The organism is Occallatibacter sp. (assembly GCF_049582745.1).
Lineage (GTDB): Bacteria > Acidobacteriota > Terriglobia > Terriglobales > Acidobacteriaceae > Telmatobacter.
In genome coordinates, this window is the sequence record NZ_JBAUUO010000074.1 from 112,897 (window position 1) to 130,079 (window position 17,183).

At 58.1% G+C, this 17,183-nt stretch carries 8 protein-coding genes, 1 tRNA gene and 1 riboswitch; of the genes, 3 read left to right on the forward strand and 6 right to left on the reverse strand.

The annotated features are described in order from the left end of the window. Window positions 1-301: 301 nt before the first annotated feature. Entirely contained in the window at window positions 302-3,841 is a 3,540-nt protein-coding gene (locus tag WCA10_RS12380; protein ID WP_472822829.1) for a TonB-dependent receptor, read from the forward strand. Window positions 3,842-4,008: 167 nt separating this feature from the next. Here the strand turns inward: WCA10_RS12380 and WCA10_RS12385 are convergent, their stop codons facing one another. The 3 genes from WCA10_RS12385 to mtgA all read right to left on the reverse strand — a co-directional run bounded on the left by WCA10_RS12385 (window position 4,009) and on the right by mtgA (window position 7,523). Then, window positions 4,009-5,106 carry a multiheme c-type cytochrome gene (locus tag WCA10_RS12385; protein WP_472822830.1) on the reverse strand — a complete coding sequence of 366 codons (1,098 nt, stop codon included), beginning with the start codon at window positions 5,104-5,106 and terminating at the stop codon, window positions 4,009-4,011. Further along, complete coding sequence (locus tag WCA10_RS12390; protein ID WP_472822831.1) at window positions 5,090-6,229, reverse strand: tetratricopeptide repeat protein; 1,140 nt, start codon at window positions 6,227-6,229, stop codon at window positions 5,090-5,092. The genes WCA10_RS12385 and WCA10_RS12390 overlap by 17 nt, the downstream gene beginning before the upstream one ends. A 619-nt stretch (window positions 6,230-6,848) precedes the next feature. Continuing rightward, entirely contained in the window at window positions 6,849-7,523 is a 675-nt protein-coding gene (gene mtgA / locus WCA10_RS12395; RefSeq protein ID WP_472822832.1) for a monofunctional biosynthetic peptidoglycan transglycosylase, read from the reverse strand. A gap of 154 nt (window positions 7,524-7,677) precedes the next feature. On the opposite strand from mtgA, the gene WCA10_RS12400 reads away from it, so the two are divergent. Next, window positions 7,678-7,754 (forward strand) — tRNA-Arg (locus tag WCA10_RS12400). Between the two features lie 28 nt (window positions 7,755-7,782). Here the strand turns inward: WCA10_RS12400 and WCA10_RS12405 are convergent. Genes WCA10_RS12405 through WCA10_RS12415 form a run of 3 tightly spaced genes read right to left on the reverse strand, consistent with a single transcriptional unit; the run spans window position 7,783 to window position 13,637 of the window. Then, complete coding sequence (locus WCA10_RS12405; protein ID WP_472822833.1) at window positions 7,783-9,198, reverse strand: efflux transporter outer membrane subunit; 1,416 nt, start codon at window positions 9,196-9,198, stop codon at window positions 7,783-7,785. Continuing rightward, window positions 9,195-12,416 carry an efflux RND transporter permease subunit gene (locus WCA10_RS12410; RefSeq protein WP_472822834.1) on the reverse strand — a complete coding sequence of 1,074 codons (3,222 nt, stop codon included), beginning with the start codon at window positions 12,414-12,416 and terminating at the stop codon, window positions 9,195-9,197. Before WCA10_RS12410 ends, WCA10_RS12405 begins: the two co-directional genes overlap by 4 nt. A 3-nt stretch (window positions 12,417-12,419) precedes the next feature. Beyond that, window positions 12,420-13,637: an efflux RND transporter periplasmic adaptor subunit gene (locus WCA10_RS12415; protein WP_472822835.1), complete on the reverse strand. Its 1,218-nt coding sequence runs from the start codon at window positions 13,635-13,637 to the stop codon at window positions 12,420-12,422. Window positions 13,638-14,078: 441 nt separating this feature from the next. Continuing rightward, a riboswitch (cobalamin riboswitch) is annotated at window positions 14,079-14,370 on the forward strand. Between the two features lie 30 nt (window positions 14,371-14,400). Between WCA10_RS12415 and WCA10_RS12420 the strand changes: the two genes are divergently transcribed. Beyond that, entirely contained in the window at window positions 14,401-16,914 is a 2,514-nt protein-coding gene (locus WCA10_RS12420) for a TonB-dependent receptor (RefSeq protein ID WP_472822836.1), read from the forward strand. The last annotated feature ends 269 nt before the right edge of the window (window positions 16,915-17,183 follow it).

The window sequence follows — 17,183 nt, forward strand, 5'->3', positions numbered from 1 at the left end:
AGGCATTTCCTTGAGCCTTAGCCATTGAGCCTTACCGCAGAGAGTATTTTGCGGAGGCAATTTGACACGTATGAAATTGCATCGCTTTTGTGTGCGGGTAGCCGACCAATGGCATGAGCTCAGGAAACGAGCTTGAAAGCCAATCGCCAGTAAGGGCCAAGCGGCACCGACGAGAGCGCAACTCGAACGAAGAGCAGTTTCAAAATCGGCGAAGCGCCGAGCCTTCGGATCGAGCGGAATCAGAAGACCCTCTCACGGGCAGCAATTAACAAGCAGTATCACTTTGGAATAGGAGAGTCATATGGAAGTGAACATCAGAAAAACGAGCTGCAGGATTCTTCTGCTGTCGTTGCTGTTTGTGCTGACCTGCGCGGGTGCATTTGCGCAGGCGAACTCAAATATCACCGGCATCGTTTCGGACCAGACGGGCGCAGTCGTCGCGGGAGCGAAGATTGTTCTCGTTGATCCAGCCACAGGTGCAACGAAAACTACAGAGAGCGGCGAAACCGGATTGTATTCAATTGCCGGTTTGAATGCCGCAAACTACAACATGACGGTCACGGCGAAAGGATTCCAGACATTCGAGCAAAATGGAATCGTAGTCAACGTATCCAATACGTTCCGTGTCGACCCCAAGTTGACGGTCGGTTCGGAGTCGACGACAGTAACTGTGAACGCAGATGCGCTGACGGTGCAGGGCGACTCAAACGTGGTGAGCACCCTGATCAATGAGCAGCAGATCACCGAACTCGCGACCAACGGCCGCAACATTGTGGCGCTCGCTACGCTCGGTCTCGGCGTTAGCGGGAATCTTCCCGACTCCAACACGCCGACCTCGGTCGGTTCGAGCTTTGCCATCAGTTTCAACGGTCTGAACCAGGCGCACAACCTCTGGCTGATCGACGGCGGCGAAGCTTATGATCGCGGTTCCGGCGGCAAATCGTCCATGATGCCTTCACAGGATGCTCTTGGCGAGTTCCAAGTGATGGCCAGCAACTATCCCCCTGACTACGGTATCTCTTCGGGCGGCACGATCTCGATGTCGATCAAGAGAGGCACGCAGGGGTTTCATGGAGAAATGTGGGAGTTCGTCCGCAACGACGCACTTCAGGCGCATAACTACTTTGACAAGCCCGGTGCCACCAAGCCAGAGCTCCGTTTGAACATCTATGGCGGCAATATTGGCGGTCCGGTCTACATTCCGCACGTTTACAACGAGAACAAGCAACGGACATTCTTCTTCTACAACGAAGAGTGGCGCAAGATCGTCCAGGGCAGCGCTCCGGCGGGCATTCACACGATTCCGGCCGCCGACTATATCACTGCACCGCAGGATCTGACGTTTGTTCTTCCGGCGTACGCTCCCAGTGCTCAGAAGAGCGTCTATGTGCCGGTGGTCGATCCTACGACACCGTTGGGAAAGGCGATCGCTAGTCACGCCAACCTGGTTCCGGGACAGCCGTTCCCGAATAACCTCATTCCGCAAGACCTATTTGTGGATAATGCAGCATTCCAGCTGATGTCTGTCGGGGCAATCCCCAAGGCAAACACTGCTGGCGATCTTACCTCCGTATCGAGCAAACAGCCGACCAACGTGCGGGAAGACCTCTTCCGCATCGACCACAACATCAATGACAAATGGCAGCTGCTCGGCCACTATATTGGCGACTCCGTCGGACAGACGTATGCCACTTCAATTTGGAGCGGCGACAACTATCCGACAGTAGGATCGAACTTCAGCAATCCATCGTGGAGTTCAGTGATCAAGCTGACAGGTTCATTAACGCCGAATGTGCTGCTTGAGGCCGCGTTTAACTTTGACGGCAACAAGATCAGCATTCAGCCTTCAGGACCGGCCTTCACGAAGCCATCCGGTTGGACGGGGCAGTCTTTCTTTGCGCAGTCTGCCGACGCACTCAACCGTCTGCCCAGCGTGAATCTCGGCTCGTATGGAACAGCATTCGACCCGTGGTCACAGCCCTGGAAAAATGCAGCGTTTGATTACGCGGAAGTATTCGGCCTGTCGGTTACGCACGGGAAACACGCGATGAAGTTCGGCGGCGGCTATAACCGCTACATCAAGAACCAGCAGCTGTTCGGCAGTACGAACGGCTACTTCAACTTCAGCGACGGCGGAGACAAGACGACCGGTGCTCCGACAACCGCTAACCTGACAGGCGATTCGTACCTGGACTTCCTGTTTGGACTGAGCACCAACTACTCTCAGTTGCAGAATCAGGATATTCGCCACTATGTAAACCAGACGGTTTCTGCGTATGCCGAAGACAACTGGCATCTCTCGAATCGCCTGAGCCTGCAGTACGGCATCCGTTATGACGCACTGCCGCACGCATGGGAGCGGAACAATCGGCTGGCGAGCTTTGATCCTGCGCAGTATCAGGCAGGTCTCGCTCCGACAATCGATATGACCACGGGCGCTTTCTGCACGGCCGTTTCGGCAAATTGTCCGAACGTCAGCGCAGGATTGCAGACCTTCGAGGGTGCGCAGTTCTACTTGAACGGCGTCACCATTGCGGGACAGGGCGGCACGCCACGCGGCATGACGAAGAACTTCTACAAGACGTACATGCCCCGCGTCGGATTCTCGTATGATCTCACCGGAAGCGGCAAAACCGTGCTTCGTGGCGGCTTTGGCACGTTCTTTGAGCGTATGCAAGGGAACGACGTGTACAACATTGCGACGGCGGCACCGTTCTCGAATACGCCTAGCCTGAACAATGTTACATTTGGCAATCCGTTCCTGAGCTGGCAGACGGGTGCTACTTTGTCTTCTGCCCAACTTCCTGTCGTGCCGCAAGGCCCGACATCGATCGCTCCACGTTATGCCGCTCCGGGTGTTGCGCAGTACAGCCTGGGCGTGCAGCGTGAGATCGTTCCATCTCTCATCCTGATGTCGCAGTATGTCGGCAATGTGGCGTGGCATCAGAATGTCGAATTGCCGATCAACACGTTCCCGCTGAGCACACCGATGTCAGAGCGTGCGCTGGCTGGTGCAGGCAAACTCACAAGCGCGCAAACGACGTTGGACCGGACGTTCCCTGGTTTCAATCAGATTACCGAGGAAACGAATATCGCTACCGGCACCTACAATAGCTTCCAGGCAGGACTTCGGCAGCAGAGCCGGCATGGCCTGAGCTTCGAAGTCGATTACACTTGGGCACATGAGATCGACTCACAGCTGGGAAGCGCCGATCTTACGGGTGTAAGTAATCCATTCAACCTCAGGTATGACAAGGGTTCAGGGAACCTGGACCGTCGTCAGATCTTGAACATGAATTACGTGTACCAGATTCCGCTGTTTGCACACTCGAATGGTTTGACGCACAGCATTCTTGGTGGCTGGGAAATCTCCGGAACGGTGATTTCAGAAACTGGCTTGCCTTGGGCTGGCGTAAACGCGCCAGGCAATGGCGGATCTGACACCGTGGGTCTTGGCGGCAACTACACCAACCGTGCAGACTTCACAGGCAAGGTGAAGTATCCGAAGACGAGAGACTCCAAGGGTATTTACCAGTGGGTCTCCCCGACCGGCTTCTCGCAGCCGGTGGCAGCTTGGAACGGCGGCCCGAACCTGGGCTTCGGCAATGCGCACAGGGACGTCGTTGTAGGTCCCGGTCGCACCAACTTCGGCACGAACGTCTACAAGTCGTTTGCGTTCACTGAGAGCACACGCTTTGAGTTCCGTGCTGAGTCGTTCAATACCTTCAATCACACCCAGTTCAACGGGTTCCACAACAACGTCAGCGGCGGTGACTTCGGTGAAGTCAGCGGCGTGCAGGATCCGAGAACATTCGAACTCGCAGGCAAATTGATCTTCTAGTTCGAAACTGAACTTAGGCGCGGGGGCTTTAGCCGCCGCGCCCTTTTCTTTTGAGCCCAAGGATCACCGGCAATTGGCGACGCTTGCTCGATGGTGCGTCTGAGTGGCCGACTCAACGTCTGAGTGAAAGACGGAAGCAGGTTTTCGAGGGAACGGAAGGCGGACAATTACTCCGGATATGGTTCGCCGGCGTGTACTACGCGAATGTAATGGTCGGTAAACTGTGCATGGCCGCCGGGTAAATCCACCTTGGGCATATGGCAGCTTGTGCAGTTTTCCTTAGCTACCGGGCAGGTCTTCGCGTTGGGAGGCGTCGACGCAGTTTTGGCCCCAGCATGACAGGCGAGGCATTTCACATCGTAAGAGATCGCGGTGTGGTTTACCGGCTGATGCGGATTGTGGCAGGCGAGGCAACTGATTCGCGGGTCATTGCCGATAAAGCACTTGCTGATTTCAAGGCGGTACGGCTGAAAGCGCACGAAGGCCGGGCCGTGCCACTTATTGCGCATCACGGTGTCCCAGGTGCGATGACACTGCCCGCAGAAGTCGGAGATCTGTTCTGAGTCGAGACGCTTGAGAGATTTTGGGAGGCTCTTGAAGTTCTCCTGCACTGCGTCGGCCATGTGCTGCCGGGAACCGGCATGGCACCGCTCGCAATCCAGGCCCGGTGTGACCTTGGCCGGGACGAGCTTTTCGCCGGGAGTGACGCCACTTCCGTGACAGTTGAAGCAGGTGCGTGTCTCCCAGATGGGAAGTCGGCGGCCCATCGCCTCGGTCAGGTTGTGGGGCGTGATCTTCTGGTCTCCGGGCGTAATGGCGAGACCGTTGGCGCGCGGAAAGTAGCTGACGAGGCTCTCGTAGTAGTGGCCGTCCTTCTCAAGCACCCACGTCTGCGAGTGCTGCCCAAAGATCCACTGGATCGGGAGAGTAAGCGCGCCGGTTCCATCTGAGACCGTGTATGTGCTTTGGCCATTTCTCGTCTTTACTGTGTACGTATAGCCACCGATCTGGGCGGTTAAATCGGGATGCGCGTTCATCGCCGGGTCTGCGCCCTGGGGTTCCATGGCATGCCGCATGGGCGCGGTTGCGTAGGAAGTGGCGACGCCATTGTGGCAGGTCGCGCAGGTGACGGGAGCAGCCGATGGCTTGAAGTGCTGGGCGACGGCGACGCGCGGCGCAGACAGTGACCATGCACAGAGCAAAGCTGCCGCGGTTGAAGCGCTGGCGATGATCGTTTTCAGTCGAGCGCTATTTTGCCAGATCACGGCAGACCTTTCGCTCGCGGGCGGCATCTTCGCGGTTTCCGCTCTGGGAGTAAATGGAGACGAGCCCGAGGTGGGCTTCGAGGTTATTGGGATCGCGTTGGATAACCTGATTCAGCAGTTCCTGGCCACGCTTCATGTCGCCGGTTTCGGCGAGCGATCGGCCGAGTGCGAGCTGAGCCATTTCCATGTCGGGCGCGTTCGCGTAAGCGCGCTGCGCCGGAGCGAGAGCGTCTGAGAAGCGGCCGGCGATGACGAGGGTCAAAGCGAGCAGAGCGTTGTCGGTTTCGTTGGTGGGATTGACAGCCAGTTCGCTGTGAAACTGATCGATGGCGAGCGAGGGATCGTGCGGAAAGAGCAGGAATCCATAGAAGTAGTGAAGATTCGGCGTGGAAGGATAGAGGTTGAAGAGCTGCGCAAAGAGATCGTCGGCCTGTTCATTGTCGCCGGAAAGAAAAACGTATCCTGCGTCGCCGGCAGCCTGATAGAGCGCCCGGTCCTGCGCGGGAACATCATCTGGAAATGAGGCGACGCGCATTCCGGCGATGGCGATTCCGATTTTCAAGTCAGGAGCGTCGGCGTGGTGTTCGGCGAAGAAGCTGTACTGGTCGAGCGCTTCCTGGAAGCGGCTGGCGCGGGTGAGCAGGAGCGCCAAGTGGTAGCGAATGATCTGCTCGTTGCGCGGCTGATTCAGGGCTCCATGGGCGACGGCCTGCTCGAGGTCGCGGAGCGAGTCGTCGTAAGCGGCGGTTTCAAATTCGCAGAGACCGCGCAGCGCCATAGCGGGGACGGCAGTCGGGGCAAGCTGGAGGAGATGGGTAAAGGCATCGATGGCGCCTGGGTACTGATTGGAGCTGTACTGCAGGTTGCCGAGATACCACCAGCCCTCCTGCCAGTCGGGCTTGAGCTGCTCGGCCTGGGAGTAGAGCTGGATGGCAAGAGCGACGTTCTGCGCGTCGCGGGCGGCCGCGGCACGGGCCGCGATTTCGTCGAATTGAGCAGGCAACTGCTGGGGAGAGGGTGTTTCCTGTGCGCCGGAGATCGCACGCGTGACGGAAAGCGTGGGAATCAAGAGGAAGAACAAGAGGCCGCGGGCGGCCACGATGGGGAAGACGGAGATTGCCACGTTCTGCCTGGGATGCCGTGCAAAGTCTGTGATATAGGACGAATCCGGCGTCAAAACATCGCCGGCCGAATTCGGTAGAATTCACTTCCGGCGCGAGGAGTTTCACACCATGAAGGACATGGTAGCAGGTGACGAAGCCGGCACGGTATGGCGACGCGACGACTAAAATGGGGGGATGCGCCCGGAATGTGAGGTGCTAGATGCGGAAATTGGCTGCAAATGATTGAAATCTAAGCTACTGTACCAGGTTTTCGCCGGAGATTGTGCGGAAATGGAGCACCGTTTTGGACTATGAAGGTAGTCCAAAGATGCAAACGGCATAGATCAAACGGTGTATTGGCTTTTTGTGGATCGGACCTAGCCTACAGATAGAGCAAGTGCTTTGCCTTTCGGCTTTGAGTGGCGCTTCGCGGCGTCACCTGCTTTGTTTGAAGCAAGAGTCGTTGATTGAACCAGTTCGACAGCCCGCTTACCGGCGGGCTTTCGTTTTTTGCACCAACTTGCCGTCCCCCTATGGAGTCACGCCGGAAGTCGAACGCACTCCCCCTGTTCCTCAAAGAATTAAGTGAGTGAGTCGTCTAAATTTCATTGGCTTAGGGTGAAAGTGCGGTGCAAAGGGCTACCAGCCCATCTGGCGCATCCGTTCCAGGATGAGGGCGCTGTAGCGATTCATGCGGTCCGGACGTCGTTTCAGGGGCGCCGGCAGGATTGCGGCGAGGCGTGCGGCCTGTTCCCGTCCGATGCTGCGAGGCGGGGTTCCATCGTACGCGCGGCACGCCGCATCGGCACCATATATCCCAGAGCCCCATTCAACGACGTTGAGGTACAACTCGAGGATGCGCTGCTTGCCGAGAACGAGTTCGGCTACGGGCACGAGCGTAAATTCCGCGCCTTTGCGGAGGATGGAGCGACTGGTGCCGAGTAGGAGATTCTTTACGAGTTGCTGCGTAATCGTGGACGCTCCCCGCATGCGGCCGCCTTCCATATCGTCTTCGGCGGCGATTTGAATCTGGTGCCAATCGAAGCCATGATGCTGGTAGAAGCGAGCGTCCTCTGCGGCGACGACAGCGTGCTGGAGGTTCGGCGAGATCTGGCTGAGTGGAACGAACCTGTAGCGTTCGTGATAGGGCGTGCGATGAATCCACGCCTGCAGGCGGCGCTCGATGTGCACGGCGGTGGTGGGCGGATCGATCCACCGGGCGGCGAGAAGGACCAATACCGCGAGCGACCAGAGGGCCGCGAAACCGAGAACGCACAGGAGCACGAAGGACCGGAGAAAGCGATTCCGTGCCAAGGATTTGCTGCGCAAGTCGGGCTGTTCGGGCACGCTTCAGGATAATTGGCGGAGTTGAATTGGCGCTCGAGCAGCAGCGGTATAGGCTGATTGCCTGGGTTGCCTCTCGAAACGCTCCGGATGCTAACCTGTTGATTGTTCGTCTATCATCAGTGGCCCCGTAGCTCAGATGGATAGAGCATCGGTTTCCTAAACCGCAGGTCGGCTGTTCGAATCAGCCCGGGGTCACCACTGTCCGCCAGATTCCTCTTATACCTGATCAGGACTGCCAGCCGCCGCCAAGTGCGCTGTAAAGCTGGACGAGCGCAAGGGCTTCGCTTTGTTGGGCGCTCACCAGGTTCAGTTGGGCGGCATAGAGGTTTGAATCGGTGGTCAACACCTCAAGGTATCCAGTCGATCCGCCCTGGTAACGAATGCGAGCGAGGCGTGTTGCATCTTTTGCGGCTTCAACGAGCTTTTCCTGCTGTTCGCGATAATCGCGCTGCTTGTTGAGAGCGATCAGGGCATTGGAGACATCGCGGAACGCGCCGGAGATCGTCTTCTCATAGTTGAGGACCATCTCCTCCTTGGTCTGTTGTGAAAGCTGGAGCTGACCGCGCAGCTTTCCGCCCTCGAACAGCGGTTGCGTGAGGGTACCGATGCCGTAGATGGTTTTTCCGGCTGGGTCAAAGATGCTTGAAAGACTGTCGCCCCCAACGCCTCCAGAGCCGCTGATGGATAAGTTGGGGAAGAACTGCGCGCGCGCAACGCCGATTTGTGCATTGGCGGCGATGAGGGTTTCTTCGGCCTGTTGAATATCGGGGCGCCGCTCAAGCAGGCGCGATGGCAAACCGGCGGGAAGATTCTGTGGGGGTGGCGCCAGCGCATTGGGATCGGTGTGAGCGATGGGGCCGGGGTTCTCTCCCAGCAGAAACGCGATCGCATTTTCCTGCTGCTGAATCTGCTCTTCAAGTTGAGGTACCTCTGACGTCGCAGCGTAGAGCAGTTGTTCTGCCTGACGCACGTCGGAGAGCGGGACCGATCCTCCGCTTTCAAGTGTCTTGGTGAGTGCAACCGAGTCCTGCCGAACCTTGATGGTTTCCTTCGTGATCTCGAGTTGAGCGTCGAGCGCGCGAATCTGCAGATATGCCGTCGCAACCTGCTCTACCAGCGTCATCTGCACCGCGCGCTTGGCCCAGACCTGCGCCAGCAACTGCGCACGGGCCGCCTCAGTCTGCCTGCGGTAGAGACCCCAGAAATCCGGCGTCCACGCGGCCGACACGTTGAACGAACCGTTTACAAGGGGGCTCGGAATTTGCGTACCGAGGGAGGACGGCAACGTTGCGCCGATGGCGGTGCCTCCCACGGTAGCAGTGGGAAACTGCTGCGAGCGCGTGATCCTGACCTGAGCCTCCTGCTCCAGGATTCGCCGGGCAGCAATGCGGACGTCGTAGTTGTTGGCGAGAGCTTTGCGAATCAGTTCCTGAAGTTCAGGCTCGCGATAGACAGCGGCCCACTGTTCGTCGCCGAGGGATTCTTTGGCGTCGGTTGCAACCGCGGCGTTGTCGGCGCCTCGATAGGCGGGTGGCGCTGTGACGTTCGGCCGCACGTATTTGGGACCCACGTTGCATGCAGCAAGGAGGAAAGCCAGAGCGGCGACTAAACCTAGTTTTGTCAGCGTTGAGAATGCCTTCATGCCTGGCCTCCTTCGGTGCGCTGCGCCGCGCCGATGGGAACCGGTTCATTCGAAGTGCTGCCGGGGCCGCAGATCGAGTCCATCGTGGTTCCCTGACCGCCTCGAACGAAGCGATGCGAAAGAAACTCGACGACCGCAAACGTCACGGGGATGAAGATGAGGCCGAGGGCGGTGGAGAGCGTCATGCCTCCGACGACGACGGTACCGAGGATCCGACGGGAAGCAGCACCTGATCCGCTTGCAGCCCATAGGGGGAGACAGCCGACGATGAAGGCTAGAGCGGTCATGACGATGGGTCGGAAGCGAAGGCGTGCGGCATCGAGCGCTGCGTCGCAGATGCTCTCGCCGCGCTCGTAGTTCATTTTGGCGAACTCCACGATGAGGATGGCGTTCTTCGCGGAGAGTCCAATGAGCATCACGAGACCGATGGTTGCGAAGATGTCGTTCTCGAAGTGCCGCGCGTGCAGCGCCAGATACGCGCCCAGAATCGCGACAGGCGTGCTGAGCAGAACGCTGAAGGGCAATGTCCAGCTCTCATACAATGCGGCAAGAATGAGGAAGACGAAGATGAGCGAGAGACCGAACACGGCCCACGATGGCACTCCATGTTCGGCTTGTTGCTCCTGAAACGACATGCCGGAATAGTCGAAGCCCGCGCCGGGCGGCATGGTTTGCTTGAAGACTTCTTCGAGAGCCTTGCGCACCTGTCCAGAACTGTATCCGGGGGCGCCGGTAATGTTCAGCTGCGCCGCGTTGAATTCGTTGAACCGGTAGATAAACTCTGGGCCGGTAATTTGCTTGACCTTCACCAGCGAACTAAGCGGTACCTGGCTGCCGTTGGCGCTTCGCACATAGAACTGATCGATGTTCGCGATATTTGTTCGAGATGTACCATCTGCCTCGACATACGTTTGCCACTGGCGGCCGAAGCGGTTGAAGTAGTTGACGAGGTATCCGCCCATGAAGGTCTGCATGGTTGTGTAGATGTTGGAGAGATCGACCTGCTGCTGGAGCGCCTTCTCCTTGTCGACGTCCACAAAGAGCTGCGGCACCGCCGGCTGATAGGACGGGATGGCAGCGGCGATCTCAGGGCGTTTAGAAATCGCGCCAAGAAATGTGAAGACATTCTTCGTGAGCGTCGTTGGATCGTCCGATCCGGAACGATCTTCAAGGATCATGGTGACGCCGCCGGATGTTCCGATGCCAGGGATGGAAGGCGGCGGGAAAGCGAAGGCGATGCCATCGGGATTTGCGGCAAGCTGCTTTTGCAGATTGCTCTGAATGTATTCGAGCTGCTCCGTTTTGCTTTTGCGGACGGCCCAGGGCTTGAGACTGACAAAGAAGAAGCCCGCGTTGGTGCTTTGAACCTGAGTAAGAAGCGAAAAATCGTTGACGGCAATGACGCCCTCGACGCCGGGAGTCTTGAGCAGGGCGGCACTGATCTTCTGCTCGGCAGCATCGGTGCGCTGCGCAGAGGCGCTGTCAGGGAGTTGCAAAGCGAGGAACATGTATCCCTGATCTTCCGTGGGAATGAATCCGCCGGGGAGGGTGCTGCCTAGATAAACAGCCGCAATGCCGACCAGGACAAGGGCGACCATGGCGATTGCAGATTTGTGAATGAGAACACGGGATGTGCCGACGAAGGCATCGGTGTTGCGGCGAAAGAATCGATTGAAAAGCGCGAATCCTCTGCCGAGGAGTCCTGGCCTGCGGCCTTCGTCTCGAGGTTTGAGGAGAAGCGAGGCCAGCGCGGGAGACAAGGTGAGCGCGTTGAATGCTGAGATCAAAACCGAAATCGCGATGGTTACCGCAAACTGCTGATACATACGGCCGGTGATGCCGGGAATGGCGGCAGTTGGAATGAAGACAGCCGCGAGGATGAGGGCAATGGCGACTACGGGGCCGCCCACCTCTTCCATGGCACGTTCAGTTGCGGTTTTTGGATCCATGCCTTCGTCGATGTGGTGCTCAACGGCCTCAACCACGATGATGGCGTCGTCAACCACGAGACCGATGGCGAGCACGAGGCCGAAGAGCGAGAGAGTGTTGATGGAGAAGCCGAGTGCCGGAAAAATGATGAAGGTGCCGATGAGCGAGACGGGGACCGCCAGCAAGGGGATGAGAGTCGCGCGCCATCCCTGGAGAAAGATAAAGACAACGATCACGACGAGGCCGAGCGCTTCAAGCAGCGTATACACGATCTCGCGAATGCCGGCAGTGACGGCCTTGGTGGTGTCGAGCGGAACGCTGTACGTGATGCTTGGCGGGAATGTTGCGGAAAGCTCTTTGATGCGTTTATTCACGGCCGCCGCAGTTTCAACGGCATTGGAGCCGGGAAGCTGGTAGATAGCCATCACACCGGATGGCGCCTGGTTGTAGCGCGCCGAGACTCCATACGCCTGATCTCCGAGTTCGATGCGGGCGACATCTTTCAGGTGAAGAATGGAGCCATCGGGATTGGCACGGAGAATGATGTTGCCAAACTCCTCGGGCTTGATGAGCCGGCCCTGGGTGCGCACCGTGTAGGTGAACTCCTGTCCATGCGGAATAGGCTCTCCGCCAATCTGGCCAGCAGGATTGACGTTATTCTGCGTTCGGATGGCTGCAATCACATCCGTCGCGGTGACACCCAATTTGGCGAGTTTGTCGGGCTGTACCCAGACGCGCAGCGCATACTGGCCGCCGAAGACCTGCACGCGGGAAACGCCCTTCACGCGCGCGATCTGGTCCTGCAGATTGATGATGGCGTAATTGGTGAGAAAGTCCTGGCTCAACTTCCCACCCGGCGAATTGATGGCAATGAGCATCAGCGGAGAAGTGAGCGCCTTCTGCACCGTGAGGCCGGCGGTCGTCACCTGCGCGGGAAGTTGCGACTGGGCCTGGTCGACGCGAAGTTGCGCAAGCACCTGGTCGATATTGGGATCCGTCTTGACGTCGAAGTCCACGAATAACTGAACCACGCCGTTGTTGGCGCTGACGGAGTTCATGTAGATCATGTTGTCGACGCCGTTCATCTGCTGCTCGATGGGCGTGGACACAGCCTGGCTGACGGTCTTGGCGTCGGCGCCAGGGTAGGTGGCCGTGACGAGAATCTCGGGCGGAACGATGTTGGGGTACTGCGAGATCGGCAGCGTGAGCATCGAGACGATGCCGATGACGACCGTAAGGATAGCGATGACGATCGCCACGATCGGGCGACGGATGAAGAATTTTGACATGAGTTACCTGCCGGACGGTTGCGGCGGTGCTGATGCGCCGGCTTGGGTCTGTGAAGTTTGCGGATTGATCGGCGCACCTTCGCGAAGTTTCTGAAGATTGTCGACAACGACGAGTGAACCAGCAGGGATGCCGTCTTCAATCACCCAACTGTCGCCGTATTGCGGGCCAAGCTTTACGTTGTTCACGTGAACCTTGTTGTTCGCGGCGACGGTATAGACCTGTTCCTGGCCTTGAAACTCAGTCACGGCCACCTGCGGAACGAGAATCGCATTGTGAAGCATTTCGGTTTCGGCTCTCACGCGGCCAAACTGGCCCGGACGAAGGATGTTGCCTGGATTCGGAAAAGAAGCCGCAATGCGAATCGCACCTGTTTGCGAATTGACCTGCCGATCGACAAACACAACGCGACCCTTGTGCGGATAGACCTCGCCATTGGAGAGCGTGAGCGTGAGCGGGATTTTTGAAGCGCCATGAAGCAGGTCGCCTCCGTCGATGCCGGCACGCTTGGTAAGCGCGAGATACTCGCTGTCGCTGATTGAGAAGTAGACCTTGATCGGATCAAGCTGCGAGACCGAGGTGAGGATTGACTGGGTGCTGACGAGATTGCCGACCTGGGTTGTCGCCTGGCCTGCAACTCCGGTGATCAGGGATCGCACCTTGGTGAATCCAAGATTGAGATTCGCGGTCGCCACGGCGGCTTCCGCCGTTTTCACGGCTGCCTGCGCCTGGGCCTGCTGTTGAATCTCGTTGTCGAGTTGGCTCCGGGCAATTGCGCGAGCGTCCGCCAGGGGAGTGTCTCGCTTCACGTTGATCTCGGCGAGAGCAAGCTGTGCCTGCGCCTGTCCGAGTTGCCCTTGCGCCTGCTCCAGTGCAGCTTCAAAGGGACGGGGGTCGATTTCGAAGAGGACCTGACCCTGCTGGACCTGAGAGCCTTCGCGGTAATCCTGACGAATCAAATAGCCGTTCGCCTGCGGCTGAATCTGGGCATTCACATAGCCATCGAGAGTGCCGACCCACTCGCCGGTCACCGGCACGTCAGTCCGCTGCGCCTTCGCAACCATAACTTTCATGGCCGGCGGAACACCGGTGGATGCGGCGCTCGCATCCTTATCGCAACCTGCAAGCAGGCCCGTGCCAATGAGAAGCATGCCCAGAACTGTTAATCCAATTACAGAAGATATTGAGGTTTCGTCGGTGCTGCGGCGTTGCCACACGGTCATACTTAGACTCCGTTCACGTTTGAAATGTGCTCAGCGATGGGTCGTTCACGTCGCATCGGTACGTATGCGTGTTCAACTTTGATGAAGCTATCGCGACGGCGGATTCACAAAGGTGGGCGGATTGGAATTTGCGTCGATCTGCGGGGCTTCGCCGGTTAATCGATTGAGATTTCTGGAGAATTTATTTGCACCGGGGCAGCAGTGCGCCGCATCGACGCCGGGCGAGCAAAGCTTACGCATCGCCATGCACGAAAGTGAAGATGTCGTCCTTCGACGTTCGCGGCTGCCGCGTGCCGGGTCGCCGCGCTGTTGAAGGAAGTGTCTTTTTCTCGCAAGAGAGAAGTTTTTGACTTCGTGCCCTGACACGTTTATAAAAGTTGATGTCATCGAAACTGTATTCGTGACATCATCATTAGGGCCCCATCGTGGGGCTCTGTAGTCCACAACCGCAATCGTCAGGATGCTCGGGAAGACGGTGAAATTCCGCCACTGCCCCGCAACTGTGAGCGCCCCTGGTTCACCACCCCAACGACGAGTACCTATCGTTGAGAACGCCGGTGGTCGAACGAGGAAGTCGGCTAGAGTCAATTTGCCCAAGCGGACAGTGACTCTCAAGACACCACTGGAGCATGGCTCCGGGAAGGTGGCCGAATGCCACCCCAACGACGAAGATCTGTCGTTCGGGGCCCGGCGAGGCGCAAGTCAGGAGACCGGTCCTGTGCGCTCAACCCGCTTGCGTTCCGAGGGGAACGGAGGAGCCATCATGTCGTTTCGTACGCTTCAGCGCTTATTTTCCGGCCGACAATTTACCCTGCACGTCGGGGCAATGATTCTCTTTGCCTGTTTTGCCGTTGCGAGTTATGCAGCTTCGATTCGGGGTGTGGTGACCGACGCGTCTGGCGCCAGGGTCACCGGGGCCACGGTGGATCTGATTTCAAACGGACACGTCGTGGGGTCCGCGGTTTCCGGGGCCGATGGAAGTTTTCAGATTATGACTGGCCTGCGCGGCCGGTTCTTTCTGGTGGTTTCAGCTACGAAATTTCGCCAGCTTGAGACGCCGGGATTCTACGCCGGGCAGTTAGACAATATCGAGCGCAATCTTGTGCTGGAGCCGGAGTGGGTGCGCGAATCGATCGTGGTGACCGCGACTGGAACTCCGACGCCGCAGCCGCAGACCGGTGCGGCAACAAGCGTGATCGGCCCGAACGAACTGGAGCTGAGCGAGGACCTGGTGAGCTCCCTCAGGCTGATGCCGGGAACATTTGTTGCACAGGCGGGTCAGCGCGGCGCGCAGAGTTCGCTGTTTGTGCGCGGTGGGGACTCGGACGACAACCTCGTGCTGGTCGATGGTGTGAATGCCGGGGATCTGGGTGGCCGATTCGATTTCGGCCCGCTGTCGACGACGGGCGTGGAGCGGAGCGAGGTCTATCGCGGTCCGAATTCGAGTCTGTACGGAGCGGATGCGGAGAGCGGCGTGGTGAGTGTGACGACTCCGCATGGGACTACGAGTTTTCCTTCGCTGATTTTTCATGGGGACTGGGGAAATTTCGTAAGCTCGCGGGAACAACTGGAAGCGGCGGGAACTTACGGCAAGCTCGATTACCTGGGCGCTTATAGCTGGCTACAAACGGCGAATGATTTGCGGCACGACGAATATCACCTGGGAACGGTGGCGGCGAATGTGGGATTCCAGCCGACGGGCTCGACGCAACTTCGCGGCACGCTGCATTACGGCGTGGATGGAACCGGTGTTCCGGGCACGTGGGAATTTCATCACCTCGCAGATAATGCAACGGAGAAAGATCAGGACCTGTACATCAGCGGGTCGATTGATAACCAGACCACTGCGGACTTCCACAACATGGTGCGCTATGGCTCGACTCGGAAGCGCGAGCAGTACAACCTGTGGGAGCAGACGGGCGCCGGCGTCTTCGATGCCTTCGGCGACAGCTTTGGCGACCTGGCGACGATTACGGGGGCAAACGGATACGCGGTTACGGGGCGTGCGCTGATGGATTTTGCGGGCACCTATCCGCAGGGGTACCAACTAGTGTCGAATCGCGATGCGCTGGTGTACCAGGGCGACTACACGGTCACGCCGCACTTGACCGCGCAGATCGGGTTCCAGTACGAAGACGAACGCGGGTCGGAGCCGGGAAGCGCGTACTACCCGCCGGTGGAGCGGAGGAACTACGACTATCGAGCGGCGGTGCACGGAGACTTCAAGAATCGGCTGTTCTACACGCTGGGCGGGGACCTGGAGCACTATTCGCTGTTTGGCGTGCAGACTACGCCGCGAGCGGGTGTTTCGCTGTATGTGTTCCGGCCGAAGAAGGGCGTGCTGAGCGGAACGCGGCTGATGTTCAACTATGGCGATGCGGTGCATGAGCCTTCGCTGACCGATCAGTTTTATTCGCTCTATAGTTTTCTCGCGCAGAATGGCGGACAATCGACGATTCAGCAATTGCACATTACGCCGATCGGCGCGCCGACCGCGCGGACCTATGAAGGGGGATTGGAGCAGGCATTCTTCAGCGAGCGGCTGATTTTCAGGACGAGCTTCTTCCATAATGAATTTGGGCGGCAGATTGAATATGTGGGACTGGACCTGATACCGGCGTTGCTGCCCAACCTGACGCCCGCGCAACAAAATCTACTGGAGCAGCAGTTGCAGGCGGATGGGGCGTTCGAGCTGACGCTGAATACCGAAGCGTACCGTGCGATGGGTCTCGAAACCACGATGGAAAGCGGAATAGGGCGGTCGGTTTTTCTGCGCGGCGGATATACGTACCTTGATGCGGTGATCCAGCACTCGTACACGAACGGCGATGTCGATTTGCTGGGGCCGGTGCCGACTTATAACGGCATTCCGGTTGGCCCGGATTCGCCGCTGGTGGGAGCGCGGCCATTCCGGCGGCCTCCGCACACGGGGTTCTTTACAGCGAGCTACTCGCATAGCTGGCTGACTGTCTTGTTCAACTCCGCGTTCGCGAGCCGGTCCGACGATTCGGATTTTCTTGGCGGTTTTGACATCGACGGCGGCAACAGCCTGCTGCTGCCCAATCGCAACCTCGACCACGGGTACGCAAAGCTTGATTTTGGAGGCAGCATTCGGCTACGGGATTGGGTCGGCTTCTATGCGGTGGCAGAGAACCTGACCAACAATCAGCACATTGCACCGATCGGCTACGTAAGCCTGCCGACAAGTGTGCGGGTAGGGTTGAAGTTCCAATGGGGCAGGGAAAAAGCGAACGTGACCCCCTCAGCGCAGAGGTAAACTGGGCGGTTCCCGAGAGCCTCAGATTTCGCTATGCGCTCCACCGCATCGGCTGGGTCTATAAATCGCCAATTGTCGAGTGTTTTGCGTGGATTTTCCACAGGGGCGCATCTGAATCTGCGGATGTCACAGGAATTTCTCTTGGGAAAAACGGGGGAGATGTCACAAACTATTCCTAATCTGATCTTTTCCCCCAGGCTTTAAAACACAAATTCAATTTTTGCATCGGGCCCGCTTCGGCGGCTTCGCCGCCGTTTTCCCATCAATGG